Origin of the sequence: Natronocella acetinitrilica, from assembly GCF_024170285.1 — a bacterium.
Lineage (GTDB): Bacteria > Pseudomonadota > Gammaproteobacteria > Nitrococcales > Aquisalimonadaceae > Natronocella > Natronocella acetinitrilica.
This window is the reverse complement of sequence record NZ_JALJXV010000001.1, coordinates 212,633-232,482: the sequence shown is the minus strand read 5'-3', so window position 1 is coordinate 232,482 and position 19,850 is coordinate 212,633. Positions and strand designations below refer to the sequence as shown.

General features: G+C 64.1%; 22 protein-coding genes. 14 read left to right on the top strand and 8 right to left on the bottom strand.

What is annotated here, in order from left to right:
* Positions 1 to 269: 269 nt before the first annotated feature.
* Both J2T57_RS01155 and J2T57_RS01150 read right to left on the bottom strand, forming a co-directional pair.
* On the bottom strand, positions 270 to 902 hold the full coding sequence (locus J2T57_RS01155; RefSeq protein ID WP_436262672.1) for a transglycosylase SLT domain-containing protein: 633 nt from the start codon (positions 900 to 902) through the stop codon (positions 270 to 272).
* Between the two features lie 26 nt (positions 903 to 928).
* A complete protein-coding gene (locus tag J2T57_RS01150) occupies positions 929 to 1,597 on the bottom strand; it encodes an MlaC/ttg2D family ABC transporter substrate-binding protein (RefSeq protein ID WP_253472966.1) in 669 nt (222 codons plus the stop codon).
* 143 nt (positions 1,598 to 1,740) lie between these two features.
* Here J2T57_RS01150 and J2T57_RS01145 point away from each other — a divergent pair, with 143 nt between their 5' ends.
* Positions 1,741 to 1,941: a hypothetical protein gene (locus tag J2T57_RS01145; RefSeq protein WP_253472963.1), complete on the top strand. Its 201-nt coding sequence runs from the start codon at positions 1,741 to 1,743 to the stop codon at positions 1,939 to 1,941.
* A 33-nt stretch (positions 1,942 to 1,974) separates the two neighbouring features.
* Here the strand turns inward: J2T57_RS01145 and coaD are convergent, their stop codons facing one another.
* From coaD to J2T57_RS01125, 4 genes are all read right to left on the bottom strand, one after another.
* Positions 1,975 to 2,463: a pantetheine-phosphate adenylyltransferase gene (gene coaD / locus J2T57_RS01140; RefSeq protein WP_253472960.1), complete on the bottom strand. Its 489-nt coding sequence runs from the start codon at positions 2,461 to 2,463 to the stop codon at positions 1,975 to 1,977.
* 86 nt (positions 2,464 to 2,549) lie between these two features.
* Positions 2,550 to 3,098 carry a 16S rRNA (guanine(966)-N(2))-methyltransferase RsmD gene (gene rsmD / locus J2T57_RS01135; RefSeq protein WP_301289080.1) on the bottom strand — a complete coding sequence of 183 codons (549 nt, stop codon included), beginning with the start codon at positions 3,096 to 3,098 and terminating at the stop codon, positions 2,550 to 2,552.
* 23 nt (positions 3,099 to 3,121) lie between these two features.
* Complete coding sequence (locus tag J2T57_RS01130) at positions 3,122 to 4,462, bottom strand: M16 family metallopeptidase (protein ID WP_253472954.1); 1,341 nt, start codon at positions 4,460 to 4,462, stop codon at positions 3,122 to 3,124.
* A 14-nt stretch (positions 4,463 to 4,476) separates the two neighbouring features.
* Positions 4,477 to 5,874, bottom strand: a complete 1,398-nt coding sequence (locus tag J2T57_RS01125; RefSeq protein WP_253472951.1) for a M16 family metallopeptidase — start codon at positions 5,872 to 5,874, stop codon at positions 4,477 to 4,479.
* A 123-nt stretch (positions 5,875 to 5,997) separates the two neighbouring features.
* Here J2T57_RS01125 and ftsY point away from each other — a divergent pair, with 123 nt between their 5' ends.
* From ftsY to argB, 10 genes are all read left to right on the top strand, one after another.
* Positions 5,998 to 6,999: a signal recognition particle-docking protein FtsY gene (gene ftsY / locus J2T57_RS01120; protein WP_253472949.1), complete on the top strand. Its 1,002-nt coding sequence runs from the start codon at positions 5,998 to 6,000 to the stop codon at positions 6,997 to 6,999.
* Positions 7,000 to 7,042: 43 nt separating this feature from the next.
* The gene (ftsE, locus tag J2T57_RS01115) at positions 7,043 to 7,720 is read left to right on the top strand and encodes a cell division ATP-binding protein FtsE (RefSeq protein WP_253472947.1); all 678 of its coding nucleotides are present in this window, start codon (positions 7,043 to 7,045) and stop codon (positions 7,718 to 7,720) included.
* Positions 7,717 to 8,640, top strand: coding sequence for a permease-like cell division protein FtsX (gene ftsX, locus J2T57_RS01110; protein ID WP_253472944.1), 924 nt, complete (start codon positions 7,717 to 7,719; stop codon positions 8,638 to 8,640). The genes ftsE and ftsX overlap by 4 nt, the downstream gene beginning before the upstream one ends.
* Before the next feature lie 99 nt (positions 8,641 to 8,739).
* Positions 8,740 to 9,603: an RNA polymerase sigma factor RpoH gene (rpoH, locus tag J2T57_RS01105; protein WP_253472940.1), complete on the top strand. Its 864-nt coding sequence runs from the start codon at positions 8,740 to 8,742 to the stop codon at positions 9,601 to 9,603.
* A 52-nt stretch (positions 9,604 to 9,655) separates the two neighbouring features.
* Positions 9,656 to 10,330: a RadC family protein gene (gene radC, locus J2T57_RS01100; protein ID WP_253472937.1), complete on the top strand. Its 675-nt coding sequence runs from the start codon at positions 9,656 to 9,658 to the stop codon at positions 10,328 to 10,330.
* 10 nt (positions 10,331 to 10,340) lie between these two features.
* Positions 10,341 to 10,571, top strand: coding sequence for a hypothetical protein (locus tag J2T57_RS01095; protein WP_253472934.1), 231 nt, complete (start codon positions 10,341 to 10,343; stop codon positions 10,569 to 10,571).
* A 71-nt stretch (positions 10,572 to 10,642) separates the two neighbouring features.
* Positions 10,643 to 11,863, top strand: coding sequence for a bifunctional phosphopantothenoylcysteine decarboxylase/phosphopantothenate--cysteine ligase CoaBC (coaBC, locus tag J2T57_RS01090; protein WP_253472931.1), 1,221 nt, complete (start codon positions 10,643 to 10,645; stop codon positions 11,861 to 11,863).
* Positions 11,860 to 12,318: a dUTP diphosphatase gene (dut, locus tag J2T57_RS01085; RefSeq protein WP_253472929.1), complete on the top strand. Its 459-nt coding sequence runs from the start codon at positions 11,860 to 11,862 to the stop codon at positions 12,316 to 12,318. Before coaBC ends, dut begins: the two co-directional genes overlap by 4 nt.
* A gap of 53 nt (positions 12,319 to 12,371) precedes the next feature.
* Positions 12,372 to 14,945, top strand: coding sequence for a phosphomannomutase/phosphoglucomutase (locus J2T57_RS22085; protein WP_301289038.1), 2,574 nt, complete (start codon positions 12,372 to 12,374; stop codon positions 14,943 to 14,945).
* A gap of 27 nt (positions 14,946 to 14,972) precedes the next feature.
* Positions 14,973 to 15,875, top strand: coding sequence for an acetylglutamate kinase (argB, locus tag J2T57_RS01075; protein WP_253472927.1), 903 nt, complete (start codon positions 14,973 to 14,975; stop codon positions 15,873 to 15,875).
* A 17-nt stretch (positions 15,876 to 15,892) separates the two neighbouring features.
* Here argB and J2T57_RS01070 read toward each other — a convergent pair whose 3' ends face one another.
* Together J2T57_RS01070 and J2T57_RS01065 are read right to left on the bottom strand one after the other, a co-directional pair.
* Positions 15,893 to 16,537 (bottom strand): DUF4124 domain-containing protein, encoded by a 645-nt coding sequence (locus J2T57_RS01070; protein ID WP_253472925.1) that lies wholly within the window; start codon positions 16,535 to 16,537, stop codon positions 15,893 to 15,895.
* Between the two features lie 74 nt (positions 16,538 to 16,611).
* Complete coding sequence (locus J2T57_RS01065; protein WP_253472923.1) at positions 16,612 to 17,856, bottom strand: alpha/beta fold hydrolase; 1,245 nt, start codon at positions 17,854 to 17,856, stop codon at positions 16,612 to 16,614.
* Here J2T57_RS01065 and J2T57_RS01060 point away from each other — a divergent pair.
* Genes J2T57_RS01060 through J2T57_RS01050 form a run of 3 tightly spaced genes read left to right on the top strand, consistent with a single transcriptional unit; the run spans position 17,855 to position 19,762 of the window.
* A complete protein-coding gene (locus J2T57_RS01060; RefSeq protein ID WP_253472921.1) occupies positions 17,855 to 18,703 on the top strand; it encodes an alpha/beta hydrolase in 849 nt (282 codons plus the stop codon). The genes J2T57_RS01065 and J2T57_RS01060 overlap by 2 nt on opposite strands.
* A gap of 12 nt (positions 18,704 to 18,715) precedes the next feature.
* A complete protein-coding gene (locus tag J2T57_RS01055; protein ID WP_253472919.1) occupies positions 18,716 to 19,117 on the top strand; it encodes a hypothetical protein in 402 nt (133 codons plus the stop codon).
* A 42-nt stretch (positions 19,118 to 19,159) separates the two neighbouring features.
* Positions 19,160 to 19,762: a YdbL family probable chaperone protein gene (locus J2T57_RS01050; RefSeq protein ID WP_253472917.1), complete on the top strand. Its 603-nt coding sequence runs from the start codon at positions 19,160 to 19,162 to the stop codon at positions 19,760 to 19,762.
* The last annotated feature ends 88 nt before the right edge of the window (positions 19,763 to 19,850 follow it).

Sequence of the window (19,850 nt, the reverse complement as noted above, 5' to 3'; positions counted from 1 at the left end):
GAAACAGCCAGGGTGTTTCATTTTTGGAACGGTTGTCCTAGACTGCAGTTGTGTTGGAGCTAGGTGGTACTGGCACAGGTTGTGCAGAGGGCCCATAGCTCCTCGCGATTCGGGCGAAAGTTCGTCTCGCAAGAGCCACGAGAGGCGCCGTCGGTGCGGTCATCCCCCCCGACCAAGCTGTTCGGCACTCTCCAGCAAACGCGTCTGCCCACCCTGGCGCGTAAATCTTGCCCCCGGCAATGCCGGGGGTTTTTTTTGGCTGCATTCTGTCAGGCGTCGCAGAACGGTCCGATCTGCCAGAAGCGGCGGCACTGAAAGCGTGCTTCGCATCCCTGAAGCTGCCGGCTGTAGTTGTCGGCGTGGTTCTGCACCCGCTGCGCGGCCCGGAGCACAAAGGGCTTGTTGCGGTGATTGCCCCGCCGGTATCCGGCGTGGCCTTCATGATACGCGTAATAGAGATGCTCGGCGTTCTGTTTCGAGATGCCGAGTCGCTGGTGGGTGCGGTGGTTGTACCAGCCGACGAAATCCGTAGCGTGTTTCATGTGCGTCCGGCGGGCGAATACGCTGCCTTCCTCTGCCATGTACTCTCCCCAGACCGGGTCCTGCGCCTGGGCATAGCCGTAGGCACTGGACGGTCGGCGCCAGGGAATGAACCCGAACAGCCGTGTTCTCGGCGGGCGGGCATTGTGGCGAAAGGTGGATTCCTGGTTGATGAAAGCCATCTGTACCGGGATTGATGTTCCCCAGCGCTCTTCCGAGGCCAGCGCGTAGTCGTACCAGCGAGGCTGGTGGTCGAAGATGGCGCAAATGTCGTCGGTTCTATCCGGCGGCCGTGTAGCGCAGCCAGACACCATCGCAACGATCGCCGCGATGGTCATCAAAAGGCCGATTCGTCTCATCATGCCGCAGTGTTTCCCTGACCGCGGTTTCAGCTCTGGCTCTCCCAGGCGCGCGCGTTGCGCTCCTTGAGTCGTTCGATCAGGCCATCAAGGCCGTGGCGACGCATTTCGCTGCCGAATTCATCGCGGTAATTGGTCACGAAGCTGATGCTCTCGATGACCACGTCCCAGACGCGCCAACCGTTGTCGGTGGCGATCATCCGATACTGGACGGGTACATTGCCACTCTCGAGCAGAAACTGCGTGCGAACCGTCACGCGTCCTCGCTGATCCGGCTCCGTCACAGACCGCACGGCCATGATGGTGCCGGATTGCTGAACCACTCTGACCACTTCATCGACATTGTCCGACAGTAGTTTGGAGTAGGTCCGGATGATGTACTCGCGAAACGTGTCAAGGAATTCCTGGCGCTGTGCCTCCGAGGCCGTGCGCCATTCCGAAGTGAGGATCAGCTGCCCCATCAGGGGGTAGTGCACGTGGGGAGAAAGAATGTCGTCGATCAGTTCGAAGGCCACACGGGGCCGGTCGCGAATCGCGTCCTGATTCTCCACCAGGGCGTCCACCGCGTCGCTGAACACGCCTTCGATAATCTGTTCCGGCGGGCGCAGGTCCGACGGGTCGGTTGCCTGTGCCGCCATGCCCCACAACAGTCCGGCGGCAAGCGTCATCCAGGCGAACATTGAGGTCTTGAGCATCATGAGTCCCTTGTTGTCAGTTGGCGAAACAGCCGCCGCAGCATCGCATACATCGTTGCTGCGACAGTAATTCGGTGGCCGGTTTGTTGCAATTCCCCGCATGTGGGTGAGAATGGGATTCCATTAACCACAGTTTGCAGACACCGATGATTGACGTTCGTCTCAATCTGCTCACTTCTGCCACGTTTCGGCCAGCCACCGACATGGATGCTGTCCATCCAGTCGTGCCCTATGCACAGCATGGCTTCGATGTGCGCCGCCGCTCCGCCGGCCTGACCCGCTCGATCCGTCCGGTACCCAGGGGAAAACCCGAGGGCGACGATCACCTGGTCGATGAATGGGCCTGAAGCACGCCCGCGTATGACTCAACCAGCGCTTCCTTAACGCCGCACACGCTCTTCCAGTGCCTTCGCCACAGCGGGGTGCACAAATTTCTTGACGTTGCCCCCCAGTGCAGCCACTTCCCGGACCAGGCTGGATGAAATGAAGGCGTACTGCTCGGCCGGAGTGAGAAACAATGTCTCCACTTCAGGAACCAGCTGCCTGTTCATGCTGGCGAGCTGAAACTCGTATTCGAAGTCGGAGACTGCCCGCAGGCCGCGGACGATGACCTGTGCCTCCTGCTCGCGCACGAAATCTGCAAGCAGCGTATCAAAGGACATCACGCGCACGTTCGGCAGGTGGGCTAGCGCGATGCTGGCCATGTCGAGTCGCTCCTGAACGGAGAACGCGGGCCGCTTTGAGGGGCTGGGGAAGGCGGCGATACTGACGACCAGGTCATGGAAAAGCCGCGACCCGCGCTCCACCAGGTCGATGTGCCCATTGGTGATCGGGTCGAAGGTGCCCGGATAGATCGCCCTGATATTCATGCCGTTTGGTGTCGCCAGCTCTTTCTGTGTTTGATCTCCACGAAAGAGTACATCAAACCACTATGCCCGACTCGGATCAAAGGTGTTCATGCCCCGGCGTTGGTCGCCAGCATGAAACGAACCTGACCGGCCTGGCGGTCCCGGGCCAGGGCCCAGCCCGATGGCAACTCCGGTGGCTGCGCCTGCCGGGGCGTCTCCAGGTAGGCAAGCCCCCCGGGCCGGAGCAGATCCCGTTCGGCGATGACCGAGAGGGCCGTTTCCAGTAACGGGCTGTCGAAAGGGGGGTCAAGAAAAATGATGTCGAAGTGGCGCTGCTGCAATTGCAGATAGGCGATGGCATCGGAGTTGACCACCTGGACATGATCCTGTGCATCCAGGCGCCTGACCGCGTCCTGCAGTGCCCGGGCACCCGCACCTGCCTGCTCCACCAGGATCACCTCGCCGGCACCCCGCGACGCAGCCTCCAGACCAATGGCGCCGCTACCGGCAAATAGGTCCAGGCAACTGCTGCCGGCCAGATGCGGTTGCAGCCAATTGAACAGCGTTTCCCGGATGCGGTCACCGGTGGGTCGCAAACCGGGCAGGGCAGCCACCGGCAGGCGGCGGCCCCGCCAGCGGCCGCCGATGATGCGCAGTTGTCCGGGTGGCCGCCGACCGCTCAGTTGTCGTCGTCCTCTGCATCGGGTCCGACCATGACCGTGATCATGTTCTCCGGGTCGAGCCGGTCACGCAGGGCCGCGTGGACGGATTCGGTGGTTACCTGGTCGATCCGTCTCGGGAAGATCTCCAGATAATCCAGTGGCAGACCGTGGAAGGCGATACTCGAGACATACCCGGCGATCTTGCTGTTGCTATCCAGGTTAAGCGGGAAGCTGCCCGTGATGTTCCGGGCGGCGTCGCTGACTTCATCGTCCGAGGGGCCCTCGTCGCGAATTCCACGCAGGTGGTCGCGAATGACTTCCAGGGCTTCGTCGGTGCGATCGGTGCGGACCTGGGTGCTGACCAGGAATGGCCCGGCAGCCACCATGGGCTGAAAGCGGCTGGAAACACCGTAGGACAGGCCACGCTCCTCTCGCATTGCCACGCCAAGACGCGACACCAGGCCGCTACCGCCGAGTATATGGTTGCCCACGAACAGGTCGAAGTGGTCATCGTCGCCCCGTGCGTAGCCGATCTGTCCCTTCACGATCACTGTCTGGCTGGACGGTGCTTCAATGCGAATAGTCCGGGCTTCCGGGGTGCTCGGGGCGTCGGGCAGGGGCTCCAGTGGTTCTCCGACCGGCAGCGACTCGGCCAGGTGCAGGGCAATCTGTTCGGCCTCGGCGCGGCTGAGATCGCCCACCATGGTCAGTACCGCGTTGCTGCTGGTGTAATGGCGCCGATGAAAGTCCACCAGCGCGCCCCGATTAATGGCCTGCAGGGATTCAGCCGTGCCTCCTGGCGGATTCGCGTAGGGGTGATCGTCGTACAGTGCCGACCAGAGCGCCCGGCTGGCAATGGACCCTGGATCACGCTCGGCATTGTTGAGGGCGACCATCATCCGCCGCCGCTGCCGTTCGATAGCGTCCTCGGGAAAGTCGGGTCGGCTGATCACCTTGGCGAGCACATCCACGGATCGGCTGAGGGTGTCCGGTGCGTTCAGGCTGCGCAGGCTCACATCGGCACTGTCACGGCCGCTACCGCTGGAGAATCGTGCGCCTCGATCCTCGAAGGATCGGGCGATATCGCCAGCGTCGCGGCCACCGGCGCCCTCGGCCAGCAGGCTGCTGGTCATGCTGGCCAGGCCGGGCAGATCGCCGTCCCGGGCACTACCGGCGTCGAAAGTCAGTGAGATGTCCACCATGGGGAGTGCATCGCTGCGCACGAAATAGACATCAAGCCCCTGATCCGTGGTCCAGTTCTGAATGGCCGGCCCGCCGGCCGTGGCCGCCGCCGGCAGGATTGCAACGGTGATCAGCACGAGGCTGGTGAACAGGCTTTGCAGTCGGTTCCTGAGCATGGTCGGCGCCTCGATCAATGAGAGTGGGGTTGCGGTTCGGCGGCGGGGTCCGGTGTCTCCGCAGGGCGGGAGGGCGCTGCACCATTGTCCGGGAGCAGGTGAACCACGGTGATGCGGTCATCCCGGAAGTAGCGCTCCGCGACTGCCTGGATGTCCTCCACGGCGACACTGTCCAGCGCATCATCGAAGGTCTCCATGGCTCGCCAGCCGATGCCCGTGGTCTCCAGCGTTCCGATCTCCATACCCTGGGCGAACAGCGAGTCCAGCCGGTACAGGTAGTCCGCCCGGGCCTGGATTCTTGCCCGGTCGAGCTCGGCGCTGGTCACGCCCTCGTCGATCACGCGTTGCACTTCAGCGCGCAGGGTCTCCTCAAGCTGATCCAGGTCGCTGTCCGGTGTCGGCCGGCCGTCCACGTAGAACATGGTGTCGAGCCGGGTGATGGCGTTGTAGGAGGAGCCGGCACTGGCGGCGATGTCAGTGCCGCGGATGACATTCTCCGCAAACCTGGCGCTGCGACCGCCATCGAGAATCCGCGACAGCAGGCTCAGGGCATAGCTTTCCGATTCATCCTCGGCGGTGGACAGTGACGGCACCGGCCATCCCATGACCATGTAGGGGGTGGCCCGGGGTTGACGGACCACCGCGCGGCGTTCGCCCAGCGGCTCCACCTCCTGCAACTCGCGCACCTCCGGCGCCTCGCGGGGCTCCAGCGGACCAAAGTGCCGCTCGGCCAGATCCCGGACCTGGTCCGGATCAACATTCCCCACCACCACCAGGGTGGCGTTGTTGACGCCATACCAGCGTTCGTACCAGTCGCGGATGTCATCCAGGGTCATGACGTCGAGATCGCTGGGCCAGCCAATGATGGGGTTGCGATAGGGGTGGGTATGCCAGGCCAGGGCATGGAAACGTTCCAGCGCCACGCGCACAGGGTTCGAATCCACCACCTGTCGGCGCTCCTCGCGGACCACCTCCAACTCGTTGGCGAACTCTTCCTCGTCGAAGATGATATTGGCCAGTCGGTCGGCTTCCAGTTCCAGGGCGATTTCCAGCCGGTCCGCCTGCAATTGCTCGTGATAGGCGGTGTAGTCACGTCCGGTAAAGGCGTTGAGGCGGCCACCCTCGCGGGAAATCGTGCGGGAGAATTCTCCGGTTTCCCGGTTCTCCGTCCCCTTGAACATCATGTGCTCAAGTGCGTGGGAGATGCCGGTCATGCTCTGACGTTCATGACTGGAGCCCACCGGAAACCAGAGTTGGCTGATGACCACATCAGCCCGCTGATCGGGCCGCACCAGAATGCGCATGCCGTTGTCCAGCTCATACTCGTGGACGGTGGGCATGGCCTGCGCCGGGGCGACAGTCAGCGCAAGGCCGATTGCGGCGGCGCACAGCGATGCTGGGAGAATTCTCATGGGTCCTCGCTCTCGATTCAGGCGGTTGATGGTTGTCGTCTGCGGCCCGCCCGACGTTCTACAGCGTGGCTCGGGAGGGTGATACGATACGCGAACTTCACAGCCACAGTGACAACGTGGGCGATGCTAGGTTTCAGAAAACGCGGCGGTAAAGACGAAAACGCGGAGCAGGACAAGCGTCCCGGGCTCGTGGCGCGGCTGCGGGATCGGCTGGGCCGCACCCGCAGCGGGTTGACCGAGGGCCTGGCGACGGCCTTTCTTGGTCGCAAGACCATCGACGATGAACTGCTGGAAGAGCTGGAAACCCGGCTGCTGATGGCGGACGTTGGCGTCGAGGCCACCTCACGCATTATCGATAGCACCGTTGCCCGCATGCGCCGGCGCGAACTCAACGATCTCCAGGCGCTGATGCAGGGCCTGCGGGAAGACATGCTCGCCATCCTCGCCCCTTGCCAGGCGGCGCTGGTGCCTGAGCGTGATCCGGCACCATTCGTGGTGCTGACGGTGGGTGTGAACGGGGTGGGCAAGACCACCACCATTGGCAAGCTGGCAAGCCGCTGGAAAGGCGAGGGACGCGCTGTGCTACTCGCCGCCGGCGACACTTTCCGCGCCGCTGCAGTCGAGCAGCTCCAGCATTGGGGGCAGCGGGTCGGCTTGCCGGTGATCGCGCAGCATACCGGCGCAGATTCCGCCTCGGTGATCTTCGACGCGCTTCAGGCTGCCCGGGCCCGGGGTGCCGACGTGCTGATCGCCGATACCGCCGGTCGCCTGCACACCCAGCACAACCTGATGGATGAGCTGCGCAAGGTGAAGCGGGTTCTGGGCAAGATCGACGACAGCGCGCCCCATGAGACCCTGTTGGTCCTCGACGCCGGCACCGGGCAGAACGCGCTTTCCCAGGCCAGCCATTTCCATGAAGCCGTGGGCGTCACCGGGCTGGTGCTCACCAAACTGGACGGTACTGCCAAGGGCGGCGTGATCTTCGCAATTGCCCAGCAACTCGGCTTGCCGATCCGCTACATCGGTGTCGGTGAGAGCGCCGAGGATCTGCGCCCGTTCAACGCCGAAGAGTTTGTTGATGCCCTGCTGGGTGATGCCCTGGGGCAGCAGGCCGTCGGCGAGTGATGGATTTGCGGCGCTCGGAACGTGACGGGATTTCGCGCTATTCATGATTCGTTTCAAGGCCGTCAGCAAGCGCTACCCAGGTGGCCACGACGCGCTACGCGGGCTCGATTTTCATGTGGAGCGCGGTGAGCTGGTCTTTCTGACCGGCCACTCCGGCGCGGGTAAGAGCACCCTGCTCAAGCTGATTCCGGTGCTGGAGCGGCCCAGCGGCGGCAGCATCAATGTCCATGGTGTGGACCTGTCCCGTCTTGGCAAGCGGCGGATTCCGTTCCTGCGCCGTCGTATCGGCATGATCTTCCAGGACCACCGCCTGCTGCTGGATCGTACGATCTACGATAATGTCGCCCTGCCACTGATCATCAATGGGGTTGCCCAGCGGGATATTCCCCGTCGCGTGCGTGCCGCACTCGACAAGGTGGGCCTGCTCAACCGCGAGAAAGCCTATCCCGTGACCCTGTCCGGCGGCGAGCAGCAGCGGGTGGGCATTGCCCGCGCGGTGGTCACACGCCCGCCAATTCTGCTCGCTGATGAGCCGACGGGTAATCTCGACCCGGAGTTGTCCGCCGACATCATGACGCTGTTCGAGCAGTTCAACCGGGTGGGCGTCACCATCCTCATCGCCAGTCATGATCTGGGCCTGATTCAGCGCATGCGCCATCGCTGCCTGGTGCTTGAGCGCGGTGCGCTGATCGATGACCTGCGGCCTGGGGGGGCGGCGTGAAGCAGCGTCTGGTGCAGTGGGTGGAGGATCACCTGCGGGCTGCCATCGGCTCCATGGGGCGGTTGTACCGTCACCGGCTCGGCAGTGCGATGACGGTCCTGGTCATCGGCATCTCCGTTGCCCTGCCCACCGGCTTTCTGCTTGCCTTGCAGAACATGGAGTCACTCACCGGGAGTTGGGAGGGCGCCGCCAGGATCTCCATGTTCCTGCACGGCGATGTCGGCGATGCCGAGGCGAACGAGCTGGCCGATAGCCTGAGAGACTGGGAAGGGGTGGTGGGCGTGGAGTTTGTGCCTCCCGACGACGCCCTGGCTGAGTTCCGCCAGCTCTCCGGTATGGGCGACGCGCTGGACCTGCTCGACGAAAACCCGTTGCCCGCCATGCTGGTGCTGGAGCCGACCACCGGGCTCGACGCTGCTGATTTGCAGACTCTCACCACTGAGTTGGAGATGCTTGGACCAGTGGAGCAGGCGCGGCTCGATCTGCAGTGGGTGCAGCGGCTCGATGCCATCATGCAACTGATGCGCCGGGGGGTGTGGCTGATCTCCCTGTTGCTGGCCATCAGCGTTGTTCTCATCGTCGGTAACACCGTTCGGCTGGCCATCGAGAACCGGCGCGAGGAAATCATTATCACCAAGCTTATCGGGGCCACCAACGCGTTCATACGCCGGCCGTTTCTCTACGAAGGGGTCTGGTATGGTCTGGCAGGTGGGCTGCTTGCCGTGATCCTGGTAGAGGGTGGCCGGCTGCTGCTGCAAGGCCCGGCAGACCGGCTTGCAACCCTTTACCAGACCGGCCCACTGTTGCATGGCCTGGGTTTCCAGGGTGGCCTCGCGGTGCTACTTGGTGGAACCGCCCTTGGCCTGATTGGCTCCTGGATGGCCGTCGCCCGGCACCTGGCTGCCATCGAACCACGATAACGCCCGTACCTTGCCAGAAAGGAACCACCCGGGGGCTTAGCACTCTAAGTGCGTGAGTGCTAAAATAGGCCAATCAGTTTAATCGGGGAGTCCAACGACATGGGAACCGCCTTGACCCGGGTGAATCCTGCCCATCTGCCGCTACGCGCCGGCAGCGAGGACGCGTACATCAGCGCCGTGAATCAGATCCCCGTGCTCAGCGTCGAAGACGAGCAGGCGCTGGCCATTTCGTATCGGGAGCATCAGGATCTGGATGCCGCCCGCCACCTTGTACTGTCGCATCTGCGATTTGTCGTGCATGTGGCCCGGGGCTACTCCGGGTATGGGCTGCCGCTGTCTGACCTGATCCAGGAAGGCAACATCGGCCTGATGAAGGCAGTGAAGCGTTTCGATCCGTCGGTCAAGGTGCGCCTGGTCTCCTTTGCCGTGCATTGGATTCGTGCCGAGATCCATGAATACATCCTCCGCAACTGGCGCATCGTCAAGGTCGCCACCACCAAGGCGCAGCGCAAGCTCTTTTTCAATCTGCGCAGTTCGAAAAAGCGCCTCGGCTGGCTGTCCCGGGACGAAGTGAACACCGTGGCCCGGGATCTTGGCGTCAAGCCGGAAACCGTGCTGGAAATGGAATCCCGGCTCAGCGGGCACGACGTCGCGTTCGATCCGCAGCCGGATGCCGACGATGACGACAGCGCGCCGCGATCACCGGCTGCATACCTGCAAGACCAGCGCCTGGATCCGGCCGAGCAGCTTGAGCGGGGCGATTGGGAAGAGCACCAGTCCGCTGCTCTGCAGACCGCTCTGGATTCGCTTGACGAACGCAGCCGCGATATCGTGCAGCGGCGCTGGCTGGCGGAAGAAAAGACCACGCTGCAGGAGCTTGCGGACCATTACAATGTATCCGCCGAGCGGGTCCGTCAGCTCGAGAAGAACGCCATGAACAAACTGCGGGCGGCAATGGCCTGACCGGATCGGCTCCATCCATCGTCCGGGTTCGTGTTCCAGGGAGGGAACAGCGATGTCCATCACCGACTGGCCAGCGGCCGAGCGGCCGCGCGAGCGGCTGCTGAGTCAGGGCCCCCAGGCGTTGTCAGACGCCGAACTGCTGGCGATTTTCCTGCGTACCGGCGTTGCGGGCAGCAGCGCCGTGGATCTGGCTCGCAATCTGCTCGCCCGCTTTGGTGGCCTGCGCCCCCTGCTCGAGGCGGACCGCGATGCATTCTGTCAGGGGCCTGGCCTGGGGGACGCGAAGTACGCGCAATTGCAGGCGGTAATGGAGATGTCCCGCCGTCATCTGGCTCACGAACTGCAGCGCGGCGATGCCCTGACATCCCCGGCGCTGACGCGCCGCTTCCTTGCCTCGAAGCTTCGCCATCTGCCCCATGAAGTGTTCGCCTGCCTGTTCCTGGACAACAGGCACCGGGTGCTGCATTTCGAGGAGCTGTTTCGCGGCACTATCGATGCCGCCAGCGTCTACCCCCGTGAAGTCGTCAAGCGCGCCCTTGCCTGCAACGCCGCCGCAGTGATCATTGCCCACAACCATCCATCCGGCGTCGCCGAACCCAGCGGCGCCGACCGCCAGATCACCCGTCGACTGCAGGAAGCCCTGGCGCTGGTGGATATCCGGGTGCTGGATCACATGGTCATCGGGGATGGCGAGCCGGTATCCTTTGCCGAGCGGGGTCTCATTTAAGGAGTTTTCGTTGCGCGCCATCATTGATGCGGACGGCCGCGAGTGGTCGGTGACCCTCGGCCGTGAATCCTACGGCATGCAGGTACTGCTCTTCGTGGCGGCCGGTGCAGGTGTGCGCAAGGCATTGCTGGCCTCCGACACGCGGATCGATGCCCAGGCGGAGCTGGATCAGCTGACCGACGCTGGCCTGCGGGAGCGGCTGGCGGCGTCGGTTCCCTGGGAGGACAGCCTCATGGGCTGAATGGGTCCGTTACCCATTCGCGCTGTCATCCCTTACACTTGGCCGCAGTTCTCCCGGCGGCGATGGTTTCTATGTCCAGCCTGATCGACAAGAACGTGTTGCTCGGTGTCAGTGGTGGCATAGCCGCCTACAAGAGCGCTGACCTGGTGCGACGCCTGCGTGATGCCGGTGCCCATGTCCGCGTGATCATGACTGCCGCCGCTGAGGAATTCGTCCGCCCGCTGACATTCCAGGCGGTATCCGGCGAGCCGGTGCACTCCAGCCTGCTGGACCCCGATGCAGAAGCAGCCATGGGGCACATCGAGCTGGCCCGCTGGGCCGACGTGCTGCTGGTTGCACCGGCAAGCGCCGATGTCATGGCCCGGTTCCGCCACGGCCTGGCGGGCGACCTGCTGTCGACGGTCTACCTGGCCACCGAGGCACCGGTCGCCCTCGCGCCGGCCATGAACCGGGTGATGTGGGCGCATCCCGCTACCCGGGAGAACGCCGCTGCCCTGTCGACCCGCGGAGTACATCTGTTTGGTCCGGGGCAGGGCGATCAGGCCTGCGGCGAGGTCGGTGCCGGGCGGATGCTGGAGCCACTGGAGCTGGTGACCCGGCTGGCCGGAGTTTTCGCCGAACCCGTGTTGGCGGGGCGGCGGGTGCTGCTGACTGCGGGCCCGACCCGGGAGCCGCTGGATCCGGTCCGCTACATCACCAATCGGAGTTCCGGGAAGATGGGTTTTGCCCTGGCCGCGGTGGCTGCGGCAGCCGGTGCCGAGGTCACACTGGTGGCGGGGCCGTGCGCTCTGCCGACGCCTGCGGGCGTGCATCGGATCGATGTTGAAACCGCTGAGCAGATGTACGCCGAGGTGCAGCGGCACGTTGCCGGCCAGGATGTATTCATCGGTTGTGCCGCTGTCGCCGATTACCGCCCCGCAGAGGCGGTTGCCGGCAAGATCAAGCGCAGCGGTGCTGATCTGAAACTGCATCTGGTCCCCAACCCGGATATTCTGGCCGCAGTGGCAGCCCGTGCCGAGGACAGGCCCTTTACCGTCGGTTTCGCTGCCGAAACCGACCGTGTACTTGAGCATGCTTCGGACAAGCGCCGCCGCAAGGGGCTGGATCTGATTGCGGCCAATCGGGTGGGGCCCGGCCTGGGGTTCGATACGGACGACAATCAGCTGGAGCTGATCTGGGATGGCGGGCACCGGCAACTCGGACCCGGGCCGAAGTCCGCCCTCGCCGCCGAATTGATCACGCAGATCGCGCAGTGCCTGCAAGATGATAAACCAGAAGGAGCAGCATCGTGACGCAGATAGTCGAGGTGCGCATCCTCGATGAACGCCTGGGGTCCAGCTTTCCGCTGCCGGATTATGCAACCGACGGCTCCGCGGGCATTGACCTGCGCGCCTGTCTTGATGAGCCCCTGAGCCTGGCACCCGGCACTACCGAACTCATTCCCACTGGCATGGCCATCCACATCGGTGACCCCGGATTGGCGGCGGTGATCCTTCCCCGGTCCGGCCTGGGTCACAAGCATGGCATCGTCCTGGGTAACCTGGTTGGCCTGATCGACTCCGACTACCAGGGGCAATTGATGGTTTCCTGCTGGAATCGTGGAGAGACCACGTTCACCATGGAGCCTGGCGAGCGATTGGCGCAGCTGGTGTTCGTGCCCGTCGTGAGGCCGGAATTCAAGCGCGTGGACAGTTTCACACCCACTGGTCGAGGCGAGGGCGGCTTCGGGCATTCCGGTCGGCGCTAGGGATCCATGGCGAGGCGAGAACAACGATGAGGCAAGGGCCTGTGTCAGGAGCTATGGACAAGCGGCAAGGCGGGGAGACGGCCATATCCCTGCTGGGTGTTGTGCTTTTCGTCGTTGCGGCAGCCATATTGCTGGCTGCGGTCTGGTTCGCCCAGGGCGCGGCGGACCAGGAGCGCACGGCGGCACAGCAACGCGAGGCGGTGACCGGGGCCGGTATGGCCGCGAGACAACTTGGCGCGGCAATGTCCCGGGAGCGCGCGCAACTGGAACTGCTTGCCACCCGGCCGGAACTGGTCGCAGCGGCTGCAGCCGGAAACATGGACTGGCTGGCCGAATCCGGACTGCAGGCGCAGTTCCCCGGTGCCATGCGTCTGGTGCTATTGCCCAGGGGCTGGAATCAGGCCGATCCCGGCGCCGAGCCGCCCATCGGCTTCGCGTTGCTGGACATGCTCCGCTCCGCCGAGCGGACCGGTGAAGCGCCGTCGCCAGAAGCACACCTGCTTGGTCGCCCCCTGGCCCATGTGAATTTCGTGCAACCGGTGGTGGCCGATGGCGAGGTCAGGGCGACCCTGGTGCTGACCTATCCGGTGGCCTGGGTACAACAGGCGCTGGCGTTGCCGGCCAGCGGCGCTGGCCAGCTTGCCGTGGTGCAGACGCCGGTGGACGGCGAGAGCGCTGAAGTGGTCAGCGTCGGTGGAGTCGTTGTCGGTGGTGGCGAGCATATCCAGACGATCCCCGGCGCTGGTTGGCGCTTGCGCTATTCCGCCCCTCCGGCCGCGCGGGTCTTCGATCCGCTCACCGATACCTGGTTCCTCACCATTACCGGTGTGGCGCTGGTGCTGCTCGCCATCAGCATCTGGCTGGTCATGGCATCGCTGCGGCGTCATCTGCTTGCCGATTCCCGTGAGTGGGCAAGCGTCGCTCAGGAGGCGGCTGCGGGCAGCGTGCGACCAGATCATCCCATGCGCCTCAAGGAGTCGGGGGTAGTCCTGCAGGAAACGCTTGCCGGGCTGTCCAGGCCGAAGGGCGAAGCTGCGGCGGCGCCGCCATCTGCAAAGCCCGCGGCGGGGGGCGGGGCGAGAAAAGCGCCGCGTTCGGCGGCCTCGGCCAGCTTCGATGATCCGGATGACCTGCTCAGCGGCCTCGAGGTGGACGAAAACGTCTCACCGGAAGACCTGGAGTCGTTCCGCTCGCCGGCCAGGGCTCAAGCTCAGCCGGCAACACCACAGAAAACCGAGAAGGAAACCGCCGTGTTCGTCGAACCCAGTCTGTTTCGGGCCTATGACATCCGCGGAGTGGTGGGCAGCGGGGGATTATCCGTGGAGTCCGTCCGTGCCATCGGCCGCGCCATCGGCAGCGAGGCGGCGGCCCGGGACTGCGCCCAGATCGTGGTGGGTCGGGACGGCCGCCTGTCCAGTCCGGAACTTGCCGATGCCCTCATCGACGGCCTCTGCGCCACCGGCCGGGAGGTCATCGACATTGGTCGAGTGCCCACGCCGGTCACCTACTTTGCAACCTATCACCTTCAGACCGGTTCCGGCGTCGAGGTGACGGGCAGCCATAATCCGCCGGACTATAACGGACTCAAGATCATGCTCGGCGGTGAGACACTCTCGGGCAGTGCGATAGCCGACCTTCACCGGCGCATCACAGAGGGCGATCTCGTCGATGGAAAGGGAACTGCGCGGCGGCAGGATGTGCTCATCGATTATGTGGACCGTATCGCCGGCGATGTCACCCTGCACCGTCCCCTCAAGGTGGTGGTGGACTGCGGCAACGGTGTTGCCGGCGAGGTTGGGCCGCTGGTCCTGCGCAGCCTTGGGTGCGAGGTGCGTGAACTCTACTGCGATATCGATGGCACCTTCCCCAACCATCACCCGGACCCCAGTGATCCGGCCAATCTGGTGGATCTGATCGCGGCGGTGCGGGAAGACGGCGCTGACGTCGGGCTCGCGTTCGACGGTGACGGCGACCGCCTGGGTGTGGTGGACGCCAATGGCAAGATTATCTGGCCGGATCGGCAGATGATGCTCTTTGCCATGGACATACTCAGCCGTCAGCCAGGCGCGGATATCATCTTCGACGTCAAGTGCTCCGCCCACCTTGCCCGGATCATCACCGACAATGCGGGTGTGCCGGTGATGTGGCGAACCGGGCATTCCCTGATCAAGGCCAAGCTCAAGGAATCCGGCGCTCCCCTTGCCGGTGAAATGAGCGGCCATATCTTCTTCAACGATCGCTGGGATGGCTTTGATGACGGCATCTACGCCGCCGCCCGCCTGCTGGAGATCCTGTCCATGGATCCGCGTAGCAGCAGCGAGATCTTCGCCGAGTTGCCGGAGACCGTCAGTACCCCGGAGATCAAGGTGCACCTGCAGGAGGGTGAGCCACCCCGCGTAATCGAGGCGCTGGTTGCCCGTGCCCGGTTCCCGGAAGCGCGTGTGACCACCATCGATGGATTGCGGGTGGATTTCCCCGACGGCTGGGGCCTGGTTCGGGCTTCGAACACCACGCCCTGCCTGGTGCTGCGTTTCGAGGCGGACACTCAGGCTGCGCTGGATCGGATCCGCGACGAGTTCCGCGGCATGATCACTGCCGTGCGCCCCGATCTGAACCCGGATTTCTGAACCCGCACCTTTGACACTGGACAGGCCATGACCGATACACCGACCGACCCAGCCCTGGTCGCACATGTGCTGACCGAGGCACTTCCCTACATTCGTCGCTTCCAGGGCAAGACCATCGTGGTCAAGTTCGGCGGTAACGCCATGGTGGACGATGCGCTCAAGCACAGCTTTGCCCGCGACATCGTGCTGATGAAGCTGGTCGGCTTCAATCCTGTCGTAGTGCATGGCGGTGGCCCGCAGATCGGCAAGTTACTGGCCCGCATTGGCAAGGAAAGTCGTTTCATCGAAGGCATGCGGGTGACCGACGACGAGACCATGGATGTGGTTGAAATGGTGCTCGGTGGTCTGGTCAACAAGGAAATTGTCCAGCTCATCAACGGCCAGGGTGGTCGGGCCGTGGGTCTGACTGGGAAGGACGGCGGCCTGATACGGGCGCGCAAGCTGGTACTGCCACGCCGCGAAGGGCAGTCCCCGGACGAGGATCTGGATATCGGGCAGGTAGGCGAGGTTGCCCACGTGGATGCCTCGGTGGTGGATATGCTCGACAGCGGCGAGTTCATCCCCGTGATCGCGCCCATTGGCGTTGGTGACGATGGTCGCTCGTACAACATCAACGCTGATCTGGTGGCGGGTAAACTGGCCGAAGTGCTCAAGGCCGAAAAGCTCATCCTGCTGACCAACACACCGGGCCTGCTGGATTCGGAAGGTCGACTGCTGACGGGGCTGGACGCCAGCCGCGTTCAGGACCTGATCAACGACGGGACCATCCACGGTGGCATGTTACCGAAGATCCGCTGCGCCCTTGAGGCGGTGGAGCGCGGGGTGCGCTCGGCGCACATCATTGATGGCCGGGTAACTCACGCCGTGTTGCTGGAGCTGTTTACCGACAGTGGCGTTGGCACGCTTATTCGGGGTAGCGAGCCGAGCTGAGTTGAGTGGGACGGACCCTAGTCGCGGTTCATCTCGGCCTGCAGTTCCTGGTAGCGATCCAGGTGGCGGCCGAACTCGGTCATCAGGCGGTCTTCCTCGTCATCCATGTTGTCGAGTTCCCGCTGTCGATCGCGAATGCGTGATTCCACGCGCTGAATCCGGGCATAAAGGCCGTCCAGGTCCTCGGCAGACCCGCCGCGCTCGGCCTCTGCCGCCCGTCCCCGAAGCTGCTCCAGTTCGCCGTGATCACGCTCCAGCCGCGTCTCGATGAGGGTTCGGCTGCGATCCAGTGTCTCGAGACGGGATTCCTGCACCCGCAGGATATGATCGCTGCTGGAATAGGTTCTCAGCAGGAAGCGATCGAACGCCGCCTGCTCCTCGCGTGCCTGTCTCTCCGCTGCGGCCTGCTCCTCCTGGCGGCGGCGTTCCTCGATCAGGGCCTGGCGCTGTTCCTCGGTGGGCGCGGCATCGATGTCTTCCTGGGCGATCCCGCTGGGTGAATACACCCGCCTGCCGTCCCGGGCCCGCTCCGGCGGCAACCGATCGGTGTAATGCACATTGCCGTCATCATCGACCCAACGATACAGCTGGGCCTCGGCGGACTGCACCGGGCCCATCAGCACGATCAGACAGACAAGCAGAAGTGCGGTTAGCCGTAGCATTGGGCTGTCCAGTTCAGCGGAACTCGATTGAGGGTCTGTCGTCGAAAAACCACAAACCCCACCTTACTGCCTCGTCAGGGCTGTTTCCAGTGATCCATTTCACGTTGCCGAGCTTCGGCCGTCTGTTCCTCACCCAGCAGCAGGACGCGCCTGGTGGCACGCCACAGGCCGACCCCATCACGCAGCCCCGGAGACACGTCCACATGGCCGAGGCCCCGGGCCTGGTAGAGCCAGACTTGCCGGTCTCCCGCCAACGCCTCTCGCAGCCGCAGGCTGTGACTGAGCGGAATGATCGGGTCGTCGGGTCCGTGGATCAGCACAACATCGGCGCGTAGCCCCGAAAGATCCCGGTTGGCCAGATCAAGCTGGCGAAACTCTTCAAGCATGGCCGGCGGCAGGCCGTCCAGTAGAGCTTCGACCTGTTCCGCGTCCCGGTTGTTCACCAGGTCGTAGACGGCTCGTCCCTGGGAGCCGAGCTGGCGGCGCAGATCCTCCAGCGGGGCTGTGGGTTCATCCAGGCGCCGTCGCGCCATCTGCTCCACCAACTCGCGGTCATCGTCATCCTCCAGCCAATGCAGCTGGCTCAGCAGCACGGCCCAGCGACCGGCGCGCAAGGGCGGTGGTGGTCGGGCGTCACCACTGCCGGCATCGACGCCCGTGGTGACGTAGCGAAGGGTATCCACCAGGTCGTAGTAGCCCCCCACGGAGATCAGGAAGCTCACCGAGTCAGCGACCGCCGGATCGGAGGCGGCCAGCAGCGTGGGCCCCACCGCCAGGCTGAAAGCGGCGATGGCGGTGGATTCTCCAGCCGCCGGGCCCTGGTCGCTGATGCTGTGGCGCAGGGCATCGATGAGCACCTCGATTTCACGTGAACTGACGGAGAAGTCCCGCAACCCTTCGACTTCTGGCACGAACACGACGAATCCGCTTCGGGCCAGGGTGGCGGCGAAGGCCGTCAATCGCTCATCGCGACGCCCATCCTCGGTGAAACCGTGCACCAACAGCAGGTTGCCCCGGTGGTCCCGGTCGGACCGATAAATGTCCGCCTCGTAGTTGCGGCCATCGATGCTGTAGTGCACATGCTCGCGTGCTGGCGTTCCGTGGCGCCGCTGCAGGCGGCTGTCGCCGTCGGTGGAGGCGACATCGGCAAGCAGCAGCGCGGCTTCGTAGTCGCGCATGGCGCATCCCGTCAGCAGGCTCAGGCAGGCGGCCAGCAGGATGCATGCTGCCAATACACTGTTGCACAGTGACGGCGTCGCGATGCTGGGCTGGCGAAACGCAATGCGCATGGATGGTCGGCTACACTGGAATGCAGACATGATGGATGGTTCCGCCACAACCTTAGCACTGATTGCCCGGATCGCCCTGGGCCTGGCACTGGTCTATCTGCTGCTGCTGACCTTGCTGTTCGTGTTCCAGTCCCGACTGATCCATCTGCCGGGTATCCCCGGACGAGAGCTGACGGCATCGCCGTCGGACATCGGGCTTGACTATGAGGATGTCCACATCGCCACTGCGGACGGGCTGCAACTGCATGCCTGGTATGTGCCGGCCGTCGAGGAGCGGGGGGTTGTGCTGTTCTTTCATGGCAACGCCGGCAATATATCCCATCGCCTGGATTCCATCGCCCTGTTCAACGAGTTGGGCCTCTCCGTGCTTATTCCAGACTATCGCGGTTACGGGCGTAGCGAAGGCCGGCCATCGGAGGCCGGGCTGTATCGCGACGCCGACGCGGCCCTCGCCTACTTGATCGACCAGCGCGGCGTGTCCCCGGAGCGGCTCATCGTATTCGGTCGCTCCCTGGGGGCAGCGGTTGCCGCACACGCCGCAAGCCAGGAGACGGTGGCCGCCCTGGTGCTGGAATCTGCCTTCACCTCGGTGGCCGACATGGCGGCGGAACTCTACCCGATCTTTCCGGTGCGAGCGCTGGTGCGCCAGCATTATCCGACGCTGGAACACATGCAGCGCAGCGATGCACCGTTGTTGATCATCCATTCGCCCGATGACGAAATCATTCCATTCCGGCACGGTCAGACTTTGTATGAGAGCGGTCCCGAGGCAAGGCGCCTGCTGGAAATCGAAGGTGACCACAACACCGGTTTTCTGCGCAGTCGCTCCCGCTATCTGGATGGCTGGCAGCGCTTTCTCGAAGAGTACGTGCACTAAGGGACACGGATCATGAGCGGGGAAATCGGGTCGCCTGGTCAACTGGAGCGCGTGGCGGATCTCCTCGCCCTGCCTGCGAGCAAGGTCATCAGTGAAGCCTACGCGCAGGCCCATGGTGCCCGCCGCCCCTCGCCCGCCATGATTGATCAATGGTTGTCGGCCTATACCGAGCATGGCGAGGTGCCGGAATGGCTGGCGGCTTTCTGTGAAACGGTGCGGCGCAGACATGCGGCGGGCGTGCGGAACCCGGGCGCGCTGATGGATGATCAGGGTCCGCGGCTGACGCCGATGCGCGGGCTGGTCTGGTTCGCGCTAATCTGTTGTATCGTGATTATCCTGTTTGCGGCGGCGCAGATCAGCAGCCAGTCCATGGGGCTCGGTCATTGCGTGTTGCCGCCCTGTACCGGTCGTTAGCGTGATTGCCGTCCCCGATCGTCCTGAACCCGGAGGTGGTGCTTGAATAGGGAAGTCCTGATCCGTCCGGCGATGCTGGTCATCGCGTCTCTGGCCCTGCTGCTGGCGGCCTGTGTCACCATCAACGTCTATTTCCCAGCCGTTGCCGCCGAGCGTGCGGCGGACCGGATCATTCAGGATGTCTGGCGGCAGGAATCCCCTCCAGTGGAGCCGGAGTCCCGATTGGATGAGCTGCGGCCGCCATTGGCCATGCAGTTGCTTGAAGCTGTTGTGGGTTCGGCCCAGGCCGCCTCACCTGATCTCGATGTCAGCTCCCCGGCCATACGCAGCCTCACCGCGTCCATGGAAGAGCGTCATCGTAGCCTCCGGCAGCACTATGAGAGTGGTGCGGTGGGGCTCACCAACGACGGGCAGCTTGCCCTGCGTGATCAGGGAGTGATCCCGCTACAGGAGCGCAACCGGGTGCGGCAGCTGATTGCCGACGACAATGCGGACCGGCTGGCGCTGTACCGGCAGATCGCCGTGGCCAACGGCCACCCGGAATGGGAGAGCGATATCCGCCGGACGTTCTCCGAGCGCTGGATCGCCAACGCGCCGTCCGGATGGTATTACCAGGACGCCCGCGGCAACTGGCAGCGCAAGTAGGGCGCGTTGCGAGGGGGTGGGTGTTTTCCGGCATGGCAGCGCGGGGATGGTGCGTTACGCGCTGCGCGCTAACGCACCCTACGGCGGG

What these genes read in the sequence shown, in the direction of transcription:
- J2T57_RS01150 (WP_253472966.1), bottom strand. Translation starts at nt 1,597, where the DNA reads ATGATGCTCAAGACCTCAATGTTCGCCTGGATGACGCTTGCCGCCGGA.
- J2T57_RS01060 (WP_253472921.1), top strand. Translation starts at nt 17,855, where the DNA reads ATGATGGATGGTTCCGCCACAACCTTAGCACTGATTGCCCGGATCGCC.
- J2T57_RS01145 (WP_253472963.1), top strand. Translation starts at nt 1,741, where the DNA reads ATGATTGACGTTCGTCTCAATCTGCTCACTTCTGCCACGTTTCGGCCA.
- coaBC (WP_253472931.1), top strand. Translation starts at nt 10,643, where the DNA reads ATGTCCAGCCTGATCGACAAGAACGTGTTGCTCGGTGTCAGTGGTGGC.
- coaD (WP_253472960.1), bottom strand. Translation starts at nt 2,463, where the DNA reads ATGAATATCAGGGCGATCTATCCGGGCACCTTCGACCCGATCACCAAT.
- J2T57_RS01125 (WP_253472951.1), bottom strand. Translation starts at nt 5,874, where the DNA reads ATGAGAATTCTCCCAGCATCGCTGTGCGCCGCCGCAATCGGCCTTGCG.
- J2T57_RS01155 (WP_436262672.1), bottom strand. Translation starts at nt 902, where the DNA reads ATGATGAGACGAATCGGCCTTTTGATGACCATCGCGGCGATCGTTGCG.
- ftsE (WP_253472947.1), top strand. Translation starts at nt 7,043, where the DNA reads ATGATTCGTTTCAAGGCCGTCAGCAAGCGCTACCCAGGTGGCCACGAC.
- J2T57_RS01070 (WP_253472925.1), bottom strand. Translation starts at nt 16,537, where the DNA reads ATGCTACGGCTAACCGCACTTCTGCTTGTCTGTCTGATCGTGCTGATG.
- J2T57_RS01055 (WP_253472919.1), top strand. Translation starts at nt 18,716, where the DNA reads ATGAGCGGGGAAATCGGGTCGCCTGGTCAACTGGAGCGCGTGGCGGAT.
- J2T57_RS22085 (WP_301289038.1), top strand. Translation starts at nt 12,372, where the DNA reads ATGGACAAGCGGCAAGGCGGGGAGACGGCCATATCCCTGCTGGGTGTT.
- J2T57_RS01130 (WP_253472954.1), bottom strand. Translation starts at nt 4,462, where the DNA reads ATGCTCAGGAACCGACTGCAAAGCCTGTTCACCAGCCTCGTGCTGATC.
- J2T57_RS01065 (WP_253472923.1), bottom strand. Translation starts at nt 17,856, where the DNA reads ATGTCTGCATTCCAGTGTAGCCGACCATCCATGCGCATTGCGTTTCGC.
- radC (WP_253472937.1), top strand. Translation starts at nt 9,656, where the DNA reads ATGTCCATCACCGACTGGCCAGCGGCCGAGCGGCCGCGCGAGCGGCTG.
- argB (WP_253472927.1), top strand. Translation starts at nt 14,973, where the DNA reads ATGACCGATACACCGACCGACCCAGCCCTGGTCGCACATGTGCTGACC.
- rpoH (WP_253472940.1), top strand. Translation starts at nt 8,740, where the DNA reads ATGGGAACCGCCTTGACCCGGGTGAATCCTGCCCATCTGCCGCTACGC.
- ftsY (WP_253472949.1), top strand. Translation starts at nt 5,998, where the DNA reads ATGCTAGGTTTCAGAAAACGCGGCGGTAAAGACGAAAACGCGGAGCAG.